11 protein-coding genes and 1 tRNA gene are annotated in these 14,251 nt (G+C 59.1%); 8 read left to right on the forward strand and 4 right to left on the reverse strand.

Annotated elements, in window-relative coordinates:
* Positions 1-23: 23 nt before the first annotated feature.
* Complete coding sequence (locus tag ACLI1O_RS04480) at positions 24-1,511, reverse strand: AI-2E family transporter (RefSeq protein WP_284782469.1); 1,488 nt, start codon at positions 1,509-1,511, stop codon at positions 24-26.
* 29 nt (positions 1,512-1,540) lie between these two features.
* Here ACLI1O_RS04480 and ychF point away from each other — a divergent pair, with 29 nt between their 5' ends.
* The 3 genes from ychF (at position 1,541) to ACLI1O_RS04495 (ending at position 4,483) form a co-directional block, all read left to right on the forward strand.
* The gene (ychF, locus tag ACLI1O_RS04485; protein WP_284771505.1) at positions 1,541-2,626 is read left to right on the forward strand and encodes a redox-regulated ATPase YchF; all 1,086 of its coding nucleotides are present in this window, start codon (positions 1,541-1,543) and stop codon (positions 2,624-2,626) included.
* A 98-nt stretch (positions 2,627-2,724) separates the two neighbouring features.
* Positions 2,725-3,258, forward strand: coding sequence for a type 1 glutamine amidotransferase domain-containing protein (locus tag ACLI1O_RS04490; protein WP_005282146.1), 534 nt, complete (start codon positions 2,725-2,727; stop codon positions 3,256-3,258).
* 352 nt (positions 3,259-3,610) lie between these two features.
* Positions 3,611-4,483: a cation diffusion facilitator family transporter gene (locus ACLI1O_RS04495; protein ID WP_284771579.1), complete on the forward strand. Its 873-nt coding sequence runs from the start codon at positions 3,611-3,613 to the stop codon at positions 4,481-4,483.
* Between the two features lie 45 nt (positions 4,484-4,528).
* On the opposite strand, the gene ACLI1O_RS04500 is transcribed toward ACLI1O_RS04495, so the two are convergent.
* Positions 4,529-5,890, reverse strand: a complete 1,362-nt coding sequence (locus ACLI1O_RS04500) for a dicarboxylate/amino acid:cation symporter (protein ID WP_411706978.1) — start codon at positions 5,888-5,890, stop codon at positions 4,529-4,531.
* Between the two features lie 505 nt (positions 5,891-6,395).
* Between ACLI1O_RS04500 and pcp the strand changes: the two genes are divergently transcribed.
* The 4 genes from pcp to nrfD are packed head-to-tail and all read left to right on the forward strand — an operon-like array spanning position 6,396 to position 12,486.
* The gene (pcp, locus tag ACLI1O_RS04505; RefSeq protein ID WP_284771507.1) at positions 6,396-6,992 is read left to right on the forward strand and encodes a pyroglutamyl-peptidase I; all 597 of its coding nucleotides are present in this window, start codon (positions 6,396-6,398) and stop codon (positions 6,990-6,992) included.
* A gap of 47 nt (positions 6,993-7,039) precedes the next feature.
* Complete coding sequence (gene fdnG / locus ACLI1O_RS04510) at positions 7,040-10,315, forward strand: formate dehydrogenase-N subunit alpha (RefSeq protein WP_284771508.1); 3,276 nt, start codon at positions 7,040-7,042, stop codon at positions 10,313-10,315.
* Positions 10,316-11,374, forward strand: a complete 1,059-nt coding sequence (locus ACLI1O_RS04515; protein WP_284771509.1) for a 4Fe-4S dicluster domain-containing protein — start codon at positions 10,316-10,318, stop codon at positions 11,372-11,374.
* Entirely contained in the window at positions 11,371-12,486 is a 1,116-nt protein-coding gene (gene nrfD, locus ACLI1O_RS04520) for an NrfD/PsrC family molybdoenzyme membrane anchor subunit (protein ID WP_284771510.1), read from the forward strand. The genes ACLI1O_RS04515 and nrfD overlap by 4 nt, the downstream gene beginning before the upstream one ends.
* Positions 12,487-12,502: 16 nt before the next feature.
* On the opposite strand, the gene ACLI1O_RS04525 is transcribed toward nrfD, so the two are convergent.
* Both ACLI1O_RS04525 and selD read right to left on the reverse strand, forming a co-directional pair.
* Entirely contained in the window at positions 12,503-13,084 is a 582-nt protein-coding gene (locus ACLI1O_RS04525; RefSeq protein ID WP_284771511.1) for a hypothetical protein, read from the reverse strand.
* 1 nt (position 13,085) lies between these two features.
* On the reverse strand, positions 13,086-14,075 hold the full coding sequence (gene selD / locus ACLI1O_RS04530; RefSeq protein ID WP_284771512.1) for a selenide, water dikinase SelD: 990 nt from the start codon (positions 14,073-14,075) through the stop codon (positions 13,086-13,088).
* Positions 14,076-14,151: 76 nt separating this feature from the next.
* Here selD and ACLI1O_RS04535 point away from each other — a divergent pair.
* Positions 14,152-14,246, forward strand: a tRNA-Sec gene (locus ACLI1O_RS04535).
* The last annotated feature ends 5 nt before the right edge of the window (positions 14,247-14,251 follow it).

The following is a 14,251-nucleotide window of genomic DNA, read 5'->3' on the forward strand; positions in this document are numbered from 1 at the left end:
ACACGTGCTGCCGACACAGCACACTATTTTTTCGAATCTCCGTTCAAAAGATTTTCAAAGGCATCCCGCGCCCGGCGCAGGTTGGAGCGCATGCTCGGTTCGTCATAGTCCTCCGGGGTGGAATCGACGTCGACGGAGGCGTCGAGCGTGGTGGGATCGCCATCGGAAGCCGCGTCGGCGCCGGCGATATCGGGGTTGGCGTGTTCTGGGACCTTGCGCCATTGCTCGCGCTTGTACTGCGCTTGCTCTTCGGTATAGCGGCCGATGAGGTAGCCCGCGACGGTGGAGTAGTTGAGCTCGGAGGAGTGCTTTTCGCCGGACTGCAGCTTCATCATGTCCTGCACGTAGCGATAAGCCACCGCGATCATGGCGGCGGTCGGCACGGCCAAGAATCCACCAATGAGTCCAAAGAGCGCGGAGCCGACGATGACGGAGACCAAAACAATGACTGGGTGCAGGTTCATGGCCTTCGCCTGCAGCCACGGCGAGAGGACATTTCCTTCAAGTTGCTGGACCAAAAGAACGAGACCCAAGACCAACAGTGCTCGGGTAAAGCCCAAAGACACTAAGGCGATAACCACCGCGAGCGCGCCGGAGACAATGGCGCCGACGAACGGGATGAAGCCGGCGATGAAGGTGATGATTGCCAGGGCCATCGCCAAGGGCACGCCGATAAGCACGAGGCCGAGGCCGATAAAGATGGCATCGATAAGCGAGACCACCGCCTGTGCCCGAATGAATCCGCCCAGGGTATTCCAGGCGCGCGTGAGCAATTCCGTGAGGTGCCAGCCGGCACGTCGCCCGGTGGCATCGCGCAGCCACGGCAGGAATTTGGTGCCGTCCTTGAGGAAGAAGAAGGTGAGCACCAAGACAATGAACACCGTGACGAAAAATGAGGTGGCATTGCCGATGCCCGTAAATACAGACCCGGCGATAACGCCCGCACGCTCCTGCAACCAGCCTGCGGCCTCGTCGATATAGGTGCTCATATCGTCGCTATCGAGGTTCAAGGGTGGGCCCTGGGCCCAAACCTGGAGCTGCTGGATGCCCGAGACCGTTTGTAAGTAGAGCGACTGGGATTGCCGCATGAAGTCCGGTGCCACCGAGGCGATGAGCCCACCGACGGCGGCTGAAGAGAGCAGGATTGTCACAATCGCTGCCAGGCCCGCGGGTAGTCCCTTTGTTCGCATCCAACGCGCCATGGGGTTAAGCACGGTACAGATAATAAGAGCCAAGAGCACTGGAAGGATGCCCTGCCAGAAGCTACCCAGGACCTGATATACAGCAAAAAGGAAAACGCCGATTATCAGCAGGCGCACGGCCCACAGGGAGGTCGATTTCACCATTTCGCCCGCAATGACGGAGCGATCGACCTGATTGCCCGGGGGATGTGGCGATACGTCGTCCAATTGGCTGGTGTCGAAGTCACCGTCCATCTTATCGCCCGGGCTCGCCTGCGGCTTTTCGGGTGTTGGTTGCTTATCAGAACTCACCCCACCATCTTGCCTCATAACGCGGTAGGTGCGTTAGGATTAGCCCCGTGAGTCTTACACTAGGAATCGTCGGCTTGCCCAATGTGGGCAAGTCCACTTTGTTTAATGCCCTGACCCGTTCCGAAATCTTGGCGGCTAATTACCCATTCGCCACCATCGAGCCCAACGTCGGCTTGGTGGAGCTGCCGGATCCCCGTTTGGACACCCTCGCTAAGATGTTCAACTCCGAGCGCATCTTGCCGGCAACCGTGTCCTTCGTGGATATTGCCGGCATCGTCGCAGGTGCCTCGCAGGGCGAGGGTATGGGAAACGCCTTCCTAGCCAATATCCGCGAGGCCGACGCTATCTGCCAGGTGGTCCGCGCCTTTTCTGATGACAATGTCATCCACGTCGATGGCCAGGTAGATCCCGGCAATGACATTTCCGTTATTAATACAGAGCTGATTCTGGCGGATCTGCAGACCATCGAGAAGGCCCTGCCGCGCCTAGAAAAGGATGCCCGGAAGAATAAGGACTTGGCGCCTGTGGTGGAGGCCACCAAGAAGGCGCAGGAAATCCTAGAGGATGACCGCACCCTCTTCGCCGCCGCCAAGACCGGCGAGATTGATCTTTCCCTCGTGCGCGAGCTGCACCTGATGACGGCTAAGCCCTTCCTCTATGTCTTTAACTCGGATGAGGCTGTGCTTACCGATGCCGCCAAGAAGGAAGAGCTGCGCCAGCTCGTCGCCCCAGCAGATTGCGTCTTCCTCGATGCACAGACCGAGTCTGAGCTCTTGGAGCTGGATGAGGACGAGGCAAGCGAGTTGCTCGAGGCAGTAGGCCAAGAAGAGCCCGGCTTGGCTACCCTGGCCAAGGCCGGATTCTCCACCTTGGGCCTGCAGACCTACCTCACCGCTGGTGAAAAGGAAGCCCGCGCGTGGACCATTAAGCAAGGCGCTGCCGCACCCCAGGCCGCTGGAGTTATCCACACCGACTTTGAAAAGAAGTTCATCAAGGCTGAAATCGTCTCCTTCGACGATCTCGTTGCCGCCGGCTCCATGGCCGAGGCGCGCGCCAACGGCAAGGTCCGTCAAGAAGGCAAGGACTACATCATGCACGATGGCGACGTGTGTGACTTCAAGATCGGTGGCTAAATCCTAGCTTGTTGCAGGTTGCGAAAGTAAACGTGGCGAGCGCGCGAATGTAGAGTTATCCTATTTGCGTACCCAACAACAATAAGGAGATCATAATAATGGCTGAGCTAGAAAACAAGACGATCGCAATCATTGCTACGAATGACTTTGAAGACTCCGAGCTGACCTCTCCGCTAGAGGCTGTGCAGAAGGCCGGCGCTACCGTGAAGGTTCTGGCGCCTAAGGCTGGCACCATTACGGGCAAGAACGGTACCGAGATTAACGTTGATGCTACGACCAAGGACTCCGAGGGTGAGACCTTCGACGGCATCATCTTGCCTGGCGGCACCAATAACGCTGACCTCATCCGCCTGGATGAGGCAGCCGTTAGCATCGTGCGCAAGCACATGGGCGAGGACCGCCCCTTGGGCGCCATCTGCCACGGCGGTTGGATTCTAGCCGATGCAGAGGCCCTCAAGGGTCGCACCTTGACGTCCTTCCCGTCCCTGCAGACCGATCTCCGCAACGCAGGTGCTACCTGGGTTGATGAAGAGGTCCACTGCGATCAGGGCTTGGTCTCCTCCCGTACCCCGGATGACCTGCCTGCATTCAACGCGAAGTTGGTTGAAGAGTTCGCCGAGGGCCAGCACTAAATTAGGCTAGAGCCTTCATTACTCCCTACGCGCCAGATGGTGAGAAACCTCCTGGTTCGTAGGGAGATTTTTCGTCTATAGCGGCATTTTTGAACTCGCTAGGGCGGATCAAGGATTTGGTTGAATGTTTAAGGATTCTCGCCGTCTGCTAACCTATGAACCCAGAAGGGGAGTAGTTCCTACGGTGCCCACCCGCGCCGCGATGACTGGTCGACACACTGGCTTAATAGCCCGGCCACTCAGCATCGATGCATCGATGCGAACGAGACCTTCGGACTGATTCTGGTTGCCGAAGGGAGAGTAGTGGACCTTGTCTTCTTTAAGTACTGAGCAGCGTATTTTAGAGCGCTTTATGATGTTGTCCATCGCCGCGGCGGTGGCGACAATTGTCCTGAAATCCTTGGCGGCGTGGCTGACGGGCTCGGTTGGTTTCTTCTCTGATGCCCTCGAATCCCTCGTGAACCTCGTGGCAGCCATCGCTGGCTATTGCGCTTTGCGCATTGCCGCTAAGCCTGCCGATGATAATCACCACTTTGGCCACGGCAAGGCGGAGTATATTTCCGCGTTGGTAGAAGGGGCGATGATCTTCCTCGCAGCAGGGGCCATCATCTACACCGCGGTCCAACGCCTTTTTACTCCCCAGCCCGTTGAAGAAGGCGGTTGGGGTTTAGCGCTGTCGCTCTTGTCCTCGTTGTTCAATCTGGGCGTCGGTCTAGCCTTGATCAAGGCGGGTAAGCGCTACCGGTCTGCGACGCTAAATGCGGATGGGCATCACCTGATTACGGATGTGTGGACCTCCGCCGGCGTCCTCGCGGGCATGGCTGCGGTGTATCTCACGGGCTGGTTGTGGCTCGATGCGCTTGTGGCCTTGGCCGTTGGCATCAATATCTTGTGGACTGGATTTAAGATTTTGCGCGATTCTGTCAGCAGCCTGCTTTCTGAGGCCCTTCCGCAAGAAGAGCAAGATCAAATTTGGGATCTTTTAGCTGAACTGGAAAAAGAAAAGTCCGTGACCTTCACGGACCGGCGCACGGTAGCCTCTGGCAGGCAAAGAATGGTCTACCTGACCATGGAGGTGCCGGCGAACTGGAGCGTTTTATACTCGCACGAGATTGCCGATGACGTCGAAGTCGCCCTTGACCAGCTTTTCCCCGGATGCAGTGTGTTTATTCACGTGGAGCCGGCCGGCGTTGCACATCGCCGCCCACTTCCATTCCGGCAATAAATAAAGGTCCAAGGCGTACTGCCCGGGGCCTTTATTCGCGTTTTATTAAGCCTTGACGCTTACTTCCTCGTCGGAGTCTTCCTCCATGATGTGCTTGACGCCGTTTTCGGCTTCATCCCACACCTCTTGGTTTTGGATGCCTGCGCGCTTGGCGACGACCGTCGCGCACAATGCCTGACCCGTGACGTTCAGCGCCGTACGGCCCATGTCAATGATGGGTTCAACGGCCAGCAGCAAACCGACGCCAGCCAGCGGCAGTCCCAGCGTGGACAGGGTCAGCGTGAGCATAACCGTCGCGCCAGTGGTACCCGCGGTAGCCGCGGAACCAATGACGGAGACGAAGATGATGAGTAGGTACTGCGTGAAGTCCAGGTCTACGCCGTAGAATTGCGCGACGAAGATCGCAGCAACAGCGGGGTAGACGGAGGCGCAGCCATCCATCTTCGTGGTAGCGCCGAGTGGCACTGCAAAGGACGCATACTCGGTGGGAACGCCCAAGGCACGTTCGCTAAAGCGTTGCGTTGCGGGCATAACACCCATGGAAGAACGGGTGACAAAGCCCAAGGACGTTACCGGCCAGATGCGCTTGTAGAAGCCCTTGACCGGAATATTGTTGAACTTCAGCACTGCAGGGTAGACCACGGCGAAGACGATGGCTAGACCCACATACATTGCCAAGACGAACTTGCCCAGCGAGCCAAGTGCGTCCCAACCGTAGGTAGCAACGGCCTTACCGATAAGCGCTGCGGTACCAATCGGTGCCAGGCGGATAATCCACCACAGGACCTTCTGGATGACCTTGAGGAAGGACTCCGTAAAGTGCAGGAAGGGATCGGCAGCCTTACCGGTCTGTACGGCGGCGATGCCAATGGCCAAGGAAATAACCAGCAGCTGAAGCGCACCGAAATTGAGGGTAACTTCGCCATCGCTAGCAGAGGCCGTAAGCCCGATGAAGTTTTCAGGGAGCAGCTGCTCGAAGAAGGCAGTCCACGAACCAACGCTAGACGGATCCCCCGCAGTGGATGCATCGACGCTCGTGCCAGCACCGGGCTTCAAGACTAATGCCACGACGATGCCCACAAGGACGGAGAAGAACGCCGTAATGGCGAACCACACCAACGTAGAAATGGCCAGTGACGCTGCATTGGCAACCTTGCGCAGGTTGGCCACCGAGGTGACTACCGCGGCGAAGATGAGCGGCGGAACCATGACCTTCAATAGTTGGACATAGGCGCCACCAACTCCGCTGAGCAGGCTGGTCAGCCACCCTGGATTATCTGGATCGGTATCCATTCCAGATGCAATCAGTCCCAGGATAAGGCCGATGATAAGGCCCGCAATGACTTGCGCGCCAAACCCCGTTGCCCAGCTAGGCAGCTTGGGGCGAGAGGAAACTTTTTGTGTCATAGAACGTCCTTTAGAAATCAACTGAACAGGTCTGACTATTTGTTGAGTACGGTTCTGTTCAACTTCAACTAGTTTCACTTTATTCCACACGTCAAACCGCAAAGAAAAAGGGTCTCGTTTGCAGCAGGGGAATCGCAAAGACCGCTTTGCAGACAAAGCAGTTCAGTACCTACTCTCGCTTTCGCCTTCAGCCGCGACCTCCATCCCCGCCTTTTATTCCCTCATCCTGCAGACCCGCCCTTCGCGCTCACCGCGAAAGTCGGATGGCCCGATTGAGCGCTTCCCCGTGAGCGCGAAGGGCGGCGGGGCGATTCATAAGGTTTCGATTGAACACACTGTTCGCCCGCTCGAATTCGTTCACTTCACCTTCGCGCTCACCGCGAGCACGGTGCCCCGTTAAAGACCGCCGCCCGTGAGCGCGAAGGTCGGTGGTGCACCACGAGGAAACTAAGAGAACAGCGCTGAATCAATGCAGCGGGGCACCGTCAGCTGCCATACTGGAACGATGAAGATTCTGGTAACTGCTTTTGATGCCTTTGGTGGCGAAGAAATTAACCCTACGGAACGCGCGCTGGATAAGCTGCCGGACGAAATTGGCGGAGCGCAGATTATTAAGCACCCTGTGCCAACAGTGTTCGGTGAAGCACTGAAGCAGGCGATTGCTGTGGCCGAGGAAGAAGACGTGGACGCGGTGGTCTGCCTGGGGCAAGCCGCTGGGCGCGGCCATATCACTCCGGAACGAGTAGGTATCAACTTGGCGGATGCCTCCATTCCGGATAATGCTGGTAACCAGCCCAGCGATGAGTCAGTGGTTGAAGGTGGCCCTGCCGCGTACTTTTCTACCCTGCCGGTTAAGGCAATGGTCACAGCGATTCAGGAGGCGGAGATTCCGGCACGGGTCTCGACTACCGCGGGAACATTCGTCTGCAACCATCTGCTCTACGGCCTGTTGCACCATTTCAAAGATATGCAGGTAAAGGTAGGCTTTATCCACGTGCCGTTTATTAAGGAACAGGCTAAAGAACACAGCCCGATGCTGGAGCTTACGGAGGTCGTTCAGGGCGTGGAGCGCGCGATTGGCGCAGTGGCGAAAAACGCTTAGGGTCACCTTGCTAGAGAAATTTTCCGCCCAAATATAGATTTAAAGTCATGTCTCGCTTAAGTCCTCTCAACTGGCCGGTTGTGCGCCAGCTGCGTAGCGGCGATCCCTTTGGCAGGGATATCAATACGCAATCAACCAAGAGTAAGGAAAAGCACGGGCGCACGGTAGAAGCTGACCGCGTGGTGCAATCCGTGTGCCCATATTGCGCGGTTGGTTGCGCCCAGCGCGTATACGTCAAAGATAACCGAGTCATCCAGATTGAGGGCGATCCGGATTCGCCGATTTCGCGCGGGCGTTTGTGCCCCAAGGGCTCGGCATCGGAGCAGTTGGTCAATTCCGCAACGCGATTGACCAAGATTAAGTACCGCGCACCGCACTCCACCGAGTGGCAGGAGCTGGATGAAGACACCGCGATGGACATGATCGCGGATCGCTTCTTGGAGGCGCGCCGGAAGGGCTGGCAAGACACCGATGACTCGGGGCGGACTCTAAACCGCACGATGGGTGTCGCTGGACTTGGTGGCGCGACCTTGGATAATGAGGAAAACTACCTCATTAAGAAGCTTTTTACCGCTGCCGGTGCGGTGCAGCTCGAAAACCAGGCGCGCATATGACACTCCGCCACAGTTCCTAGTTTAGGAACTTCGTTTGGCCGCGGCGGCGCAACCCAACCGCTGCAGGATATGGCGAATGCTGATTGCATCGTCATCGAGGGCTCGAATATGGCCGAGTGCCACCCAGTGGGATTCCAGTGGGTCGTAGAAGCCAAAAAGCGTGGTGCCCGCATTATTCACGTGGACCCGCGTTATACGCGTACCTCTGCGTTCTCCAACCGTCACATTGGCATTCGCGGAGGTACCGACGTGGTGCTGCTAGGCGCGGTTATCAACCATATGCTCCAAAATGAGCTGTACTTCCGCGACTATGTCGTTGCATATACCAATGCGCCGATGATTATCTCGGAGGACTACCAGGACACCGAGGAACTGGACGGACTGTTTTCTGGATATGACCCAGAAACCGGCACGTACGTGACCGATTCGTGGCAGTACGTGCAAAAGCCGGAAGGTTCCTCCTGGAATGTCGAGCGCGATGACACTCTGGAGCACCCGAATTCAGTCTTCCAGATTCTCAAGCGCCACTATGCGCGCTATACCTCTGAGCTGGTAGAAGAAACCTGCGGCATCGCCCAGGAAGACTTCTTCTACCTGGCGGATTCCATTGCGCAGAATTCCGATCCGGAACACACCACGTGTTTCGCCTATGCCTTGGGCTTTACCCAACACACCTTGGGCGCGCAATTCATCCGCACCGCTGCGATCCTGCAGCTTTTGATGGGCAATGTGGGTCGCCCGGGCTCGGGAATCATGGCCCTGCGCGGGCACGCCTCCATTCAGGGCTCCACCGATATTCCGACGCTCTTCCACTCCCTGCCTGGCTACCTGCCCATGCCGAGCGTGGAAAAGCAGACGTGGCCGGAATTTGTGGATGAGATCCGGGATGAGTCCCAAAAGGGCTTCTGGCAGATTGGCGAGAATTACGCCGTGTCCTTGATGAAGTCCTACTGGGGAGATGCGGCGACCAAGGAAAATAACTGGGGCTATGACCTCATGCCGCGCATTTTCGGCGCGCATTCTACCTATGAAACCCTGCAGGCCATGCTCAATGGTCAGGTAGATGGCTACTTCGTCTTCGGGCAGAACCCGGCGGTGGCGCAGTCCAATGGTGGCATGCAGCGCCGCGGTTTGGCATCGCTGAAGTGGCTGGTCGTGCGCGATTTCCAGGAAATCGAAACCGCATCGTTCTGGAAGGACGCGCCGGAGATTAAAAACGGCGAGCTGAAGACGGAAGACATCGAAACCGAGGTCTTCTTGATGCCCGCTGCCACCCACGTGGAAAAGGCTGGTACCTTTACCCAGACGCAGCGCATGCTGCAGTGGCGTTTCCAAGCGGCACCGCCGCCAGGCGATGCCAAGAGCGAGCTGTGGTTCTTCTACCAGCTGGGTAAGAAGCTCAAGGAACGCCTGCGCGATTCCACTGATCCGCGCGATCTCCCGCTCCAGAAGGTGACGTGGGATTATGCGGAAAATGAGGAAGGCGAGCCGAACTCTGAGGACGTCCTCAAAGAGATCAACGGCTACTACTTGGATGGTCCCAAGAAGGGCCAGCTTTTGCCCACCTTCGTGGAGATGAAGAATGACGGCACGACTTCCGGCGGCTGCTGGATCTACACCGGCGTGTACAAGGATGGCGTTAACCAGTCCGCGCGCAAGGTCCCGGGGTCGGAGCAGAACGAGGTCGCGCCCGAGTGGGGCTGGGTTTGGCCTGCTAACCGCCGCATTTTGTATAACCGCGCTTCGGCCAAGCCGGATGGCACCCCGTGGTCCGAGCGCAAGAAGTACGTGTGGTGGGACGAGGCCCAGGGCAAGTGGGTAGGCGATGACGTCCCTGACTTCCCTGTGACGAAGTCGCCGGAGTACAAGGCACCTGCCGATGCCGTCGGTCCAGACGCCCTCGATGGCACGGACGCTTTCATCATGCAGGCGGACGGTCGCGGTTGGCTCTTTGCGCCTTCCGGGCTTTCCGATGGCCCCTTGCCTACCCACTATGAGCCGCAGGAGTCCCCGGTTACGAACGTGCTGTATAAGCAGCAGCAATCGCCGACGCGCTTGGCCATCAAGCGCCCGGATAACCTGCAGCGCCCAGAACCGGGTATGCCTGGTGCGGAGGTTTTCCCGTTCGTATTTTCTACTTACCGCCTAACAGAGATGTATACCTCGGGTGCGATGTCGCGCCGCCTGCCTTATTTGGCGGAGCTGCAGCCAGGCCTATTCTGCGAGGTGGATAAGGACTTGGCCGCAAAGCGCGGCCTGGAAAATGGCGAGTGGGCGACGATTATCTCGCCGCGCGGTGTGATTGAGGCGCAGGTCTTGGTCACCGATCGCATGCAGATGTTGAAGATCAATGGGGAAGAATTCCACCAGATTGGCCTGCCCTTCCACTACGGCGAGTCCGAGACCACCGCTGTGGCAGGCGACGGCGTTAACGATCTCTTGGGCCTTACGCTCGAGCCGAATGTGTTTATTCAGAACTCGAAGATCGGCGCCTGCGATATCCAGCCGGGCCGCCGACCTAGGGGAGAAGGCCGCTTGAAGCTGCTCAAGCAGTATCAGGAGCGGGCTCAGTTAAGCGTGGATTCTGGCAATGATTTGTTGTCGGTTCCGGACTCGTTTACCTATAACCCGGAGCCCGAAAAGCATGGCCAGCCTGGGGCGGAAAGTAGTGACGGCGATACGGCGAGTAATGGCGAAGAAGGTAAGTAAATGACTAATCTACTGACCGAGGACGCGGGCCGGCACGGCTATGATTCCTACCGCCGCATGGCCTTTTTCACCGATACGTCTGTGTGCATCGGCTGCAAGGCCTGCGAGGTCGCGTGCAAGGAATGGAACCGCAACCCGGTAGAAGGATATGACGTCACCGGTGATTCCTATGACAACACCGGCGCGCTAGGTGCTAATACGTGGCGGCACGTGGCCTTTGTGGAGCAAAACAATGACCGCATTGAGAAGGCGCGCGAAGAGGGAAAACAGCTTATTTCCCTTGGCATGCCTACCATCGGTGGCACACCGGACGAAGTCGATACCACTCCGCCGGATACGGATACGTTCCGGTGGTTGATGTCCTCGGACGTCTGCAAGCACTGCACGCATGCGGGGTGTTTGGACGTGTGCCCCACGGGCGCGCTCTTCCGCACAGAGTTTGGCACTGTGGTCGTCCAAGATGACGTGTGCAATGGCTGCGGAACCTGCGTGGCGGGGTGCCCCTTCGGCGTCATCGAACGCCGCGATGATGGCGGGGTATCGCTGAAATACGATAAGACCGCGACGGTGGATTATCAGGATAATTCGCACGCCGGTATTAATGTGCTGAAAAAGCTCAAGCAGCGCAAGCCCCAAGGCGCGGACCACACGCCGGGTGAGGCAATGCCGATTAAGAATGTGGGCGTCGCCCAGAAGTGCACCATGTGCTATGACCGCCTGAAACAGGGCGAGCAGCCGGCGTGCTCCAAGACGTGTCCTACCGATTCCATCCAATTCGGTACCTATGAGGACATGCTGGCCGCGGCGAAGGAGCGCGTGCGCGTCCTGCACGAACAAGGCATGACGGAGGCGCGGCTCTATGGCGCCAATGATAACGATGGCGTGGGCGGAACCGGCTCTATCTTCTTATTGCTGGATTCGCCAGAGGTCTATGGCTTGCCGCCGGATCCGCGTGTGCCCACCGCGGATTTGCCGAGCATGTATAAAACCGCGGCGAAGGCCATCGGCGGGATGGCGCTGGCCGTGGCGGGTTCCTTTTTGATTGGAGGGCGCAAATGAGCGGTTTTGATGAGTACCGGCCACCGCAGCCGGAGCGGCCGAATCGCTACCGCAACTTCGACGGGCCGAAGCGCAAGAAGAAGCGCAAGCGCCCGGGGGCGGGTGCGCAGGATGGCTCCAAAGAGGAGCGGATGGCAGAAGACTTCGAGTTTTCTTCCTATTACGGCAGGCCGGTAGTCAAGGCCCCGCCGTGGGAGTGGCCCATCGGTGGGTATTTCTTCTTGGGCGGCATTGCCGGCGGTTCGGGCCTTTTGGCTACCGGTGCACAGGCCGCGGGCAACGCGCCCTTGCGCCGGGCCACGCGGGTAGCGGCCTTTGGCGCGGCGGCCGCTGGATCGGTCTTTTTGATTTTGGATCTGGGCCGACCGGAGCGCGCGTTAAATATGTTCCGCGTATTCAAGGTGACCTCGCCGATGTCGCTCGGATCGTGGCTGCTCGCGGGCTTTTCCACCGCGGCGGCCATTCCTGCCGTGGTAGAGGTGGATGACGCGACCAAGCGGAAGCTGCCGCTGCCGAAGTGGCTGCGCGCGAGCCTAGGGAAGGCCGCGACTCCGGCCGGAGTGGTCACCGGTGTGCTCGGTGGCCCGCTGGCCGGATATACGGCGGTATTGTTGTCTAATACGTCCAACCCGGTATGGAATGACATGAAGCGGCACTTGCCCTATGTCTTTGTATCCTCTGCCTCGGCAGCGGCGTCCGGCCTGGCCATGGTGACCACCCCGGTGAAATACGCCGGTCCCGCCCGGGCCTTGGGCATGGCGGCCGCAGCCAGCGATATCGCGGCGACGAAGGTGCTAGAAAACAACATGGAGCCGGAGCCCCGCGAGGAATTGCATCACGGCACGCCGGGAAAGCTCATGCGCGCCTCGGAATACCTGATCGCCGCTGGCGGCGTGGGCAGCGCGGTGGCGGCGGCGACGAAGTCCCGCGCCGTGTCTGTGGCCTCGGGCCTAGCCTTGCTTGCCGGATCCGCGTGCACGCGCTTTGGCGTGCTCAACGCGGGCCTGGAAGCAGTCAAGAACCCGGCCACCACGATGGGCCCGCAAAAACGCCGCGCGGAGCGGCGCCGGCGCGAGCAGGGGCTTGCCACCGACGTGCTCAGCGCAGGCTAGCGAGGGCGAGCCAGGCTTAGTCGAGGTTGGCAAAGGAATCGGCGAGTTCTTCGCCGATTTCCTGCATGCGCGATTGCTCGGCCTCTAAGGACTCGGAATCGCGGTGGAGGTAGTAGTTCACCGCCGCGTCATGGACCGTGGTCACGCAGGTGGTCGAGATGGCATCCTCGACCTCCCAGGCCGAGCAATAAAAATGCCGGTCCGCGGCGGTGAAATCGAATGGCTTGTACTCATTTCCCGCGCGGCCTTGGGCGGCATTTTGCTTATCGATGTCCTCATTGACCAGTTCCAAGTAGCGCTCCGCCGCCGCATCTGGGTCATCGGGGCATACGGCCTCATTATCGGACTCGTATTTCGTGCCCAGCACGCTAATCTTTTCCGGCGAATCGCCGCCGTAGAGCACGGAAAAGGAATCATCCTCCTCGCTGGTGGAATCGGGATCCTGGTTAGCGCCTATGAGGGTGTCTGGCAGGGAAGTGCGCAGTTCCGATAATTCGATGGGCGAGCAGCTGCGGTTGGTGGTCTCGTCGGCGCAGGCGACAAGGCCCGCGCCGAGGGCGAGGGTGGCAAGGGGCAGGCTAAAAATACGGTGTTTCATCTTAGGAAATGGTGATGTAGGCATCGTTAGAAAGCGGCGTAGTGCGACCGATGACCGGGTAGCCAGGGACCTCGCCGATGATGAGGAGGCCGCCGGAGGTTTGGGCATCGGCAAGCAGCACTAGCTCTTCCTCCGAGAGGGAAGAGGGCTGCAGGTGTGGGCGCACCCAATCCAGGTTGCGGCGCGAACCGCCTGGGATAAAGCCTTCCGCGAGAGCGTCGGTGGCACCGTCTACGGTGGGCACGGCGGAAAAGTCCAGCTCGGCCGACACCCCGGAGGCGCGGCACATCTTGTACAGGTGGCCGAGCAGCCCGAATCCGGTGACATCGGTGGCCGCGCGCGCACCGGCGGCGACCGCATCCTGGGCGGCCTGGCGGTTGAGCGCGGTCATGGAATCGATGGCGGCCTGGGATACCTCGCCGGTGGCCTTGTGCTTATTATTCAAAATGCCCACGCCGATGGGCTTGGTCAGCGTAATGGGCAGCCCGGCCTCAGCGGCATCGTTGCGCATGAGATTATCGGGATCGACGATGCCCGTCGCCGCCATGCCGTACAAGGGCTCGGGGGCGGTAATGGAGTGGCCGCCGGTGATGGAAATGCCCGCCTCGGTGGCCTTATCCATGCCGCCGCGCAGCACCTCGCGCAGGACGTCCAAGCCGAGCTTCTCATTGGGCCAGCCCACGAGGTTGATGGCGGTAATGGGGGTGCCACCCATGGCGTAGACATCAGATAGCGCATTGGCCGCGGCGATCTGGCCCCAGGTATAGGGATCATTGACCATGGGGGTGAAAAAGTCTGCGGTAGAAATCACGGCGAGGCCGTTGTCGATCTTGACCGCTGCGGCATCATCGCCATCGTCGAGGCCGACCAAGACGTTGGGATCGGCCTTGCCGATGAGCCCTTCTACCGCCGATTCCAATTCCCCGGCGGGAATCTTGCAGGCGCAGCCGCCACCGGCTGCGAAAGAGGTTAGATTAATCTGCTCCGTCATGCTGGTCATTTTACCCGTCGGAAAGTGGTGGGGCGGCGGCGGTGGGCCGCGCGCGGGATCTGTAAAGTAGCCAGGCGGAGGCGTACGTGTCCTGGTGGGCGCCCCGGTCTTCAAAACCGGTGAGGCCGAGCATCTCGGTCTGGCAGGTTCGATTCCTGTCCGTCTCTGCCAAAAGC

Source organism: Corynebacterium sp. LaCa78, from assembly GCF_046717505.1.
GTDB lineage: Bacteria > Actinomycetota > Actinomycetes > Mycobacteriales > Mycobacteriaceae > Corynebacterium.

What these genes read in the sequence shown, in the direction of transcription:
- ACLI1O_RS04480 (WP_284782469.1), bottom strand. Translation starts at nt 1,511, where the DNA reads ATGAGGCAAGATGGTGGGGTGAGTTCTGATAAGCAACCAACACCCGAA.
- ACLI1O_RS04490 (WP_005282146.1), top strand. Translation starts at nt 2,725, where the DNA reads ATGGCTGAGCTAGAAAACAAGACGATCGCAATCATTGCTACGAATGAC.
- ACLI1O_RS04495 (WP_284771579.1), top strand. Translation starts at nt 3,611, where the DNA reads ATGATGTTGTCCATCGCCGCGGCGGTGGCGACAATTGTCCTGAAATCC.
- ACLI1O_RS04500 (WP_411706978.1), bottom strand. Translation starts at nt 5,890, where the DNA reads ATGACACAAAAAGTTTCCTCTCGCCCCAAGCTGCCTAGCTGGGCAACG.
- pcp (WP_284771507.1), top strand. Translation starts at nt 6,396, where the DNA reads ATGAAGATTCTGGTAACTGCTTTTGATGCCTTTGGTGGCGAAGAAATT.
- ACLI1O_RS04515 (WP_284771509.1), top strand. Translation starts at nt 10,316, where the DNA reads ATGACTAATCTACTGACCGAGGACGCGGGCCGGCACGGCTATGATTCC.
- nrfD (WP_284771510.1), top strand. Translation starts at nt 11,371, where the DNA reads ATGAGCGGTTTTGATGAGTACCGGCCACCGCAGCCGGAGCGGCCGAAT.
- ACLI1O_RS04525 (WP_284771511.1), bottom strand. Translation starts at nt 13,084, where the DNA reads ATGAAACACCGTATTTTTAGCCTGCCCCTTGCCACCCTCGCCCTCGGC.
- selD (WP_284771512.1), bottom strand. Translation starts at nt 14,075, where the DNA reads ATGACGGAGCAGATTAATCTAACCTCTTTCGCAGCCGGTGGCGGCTGC.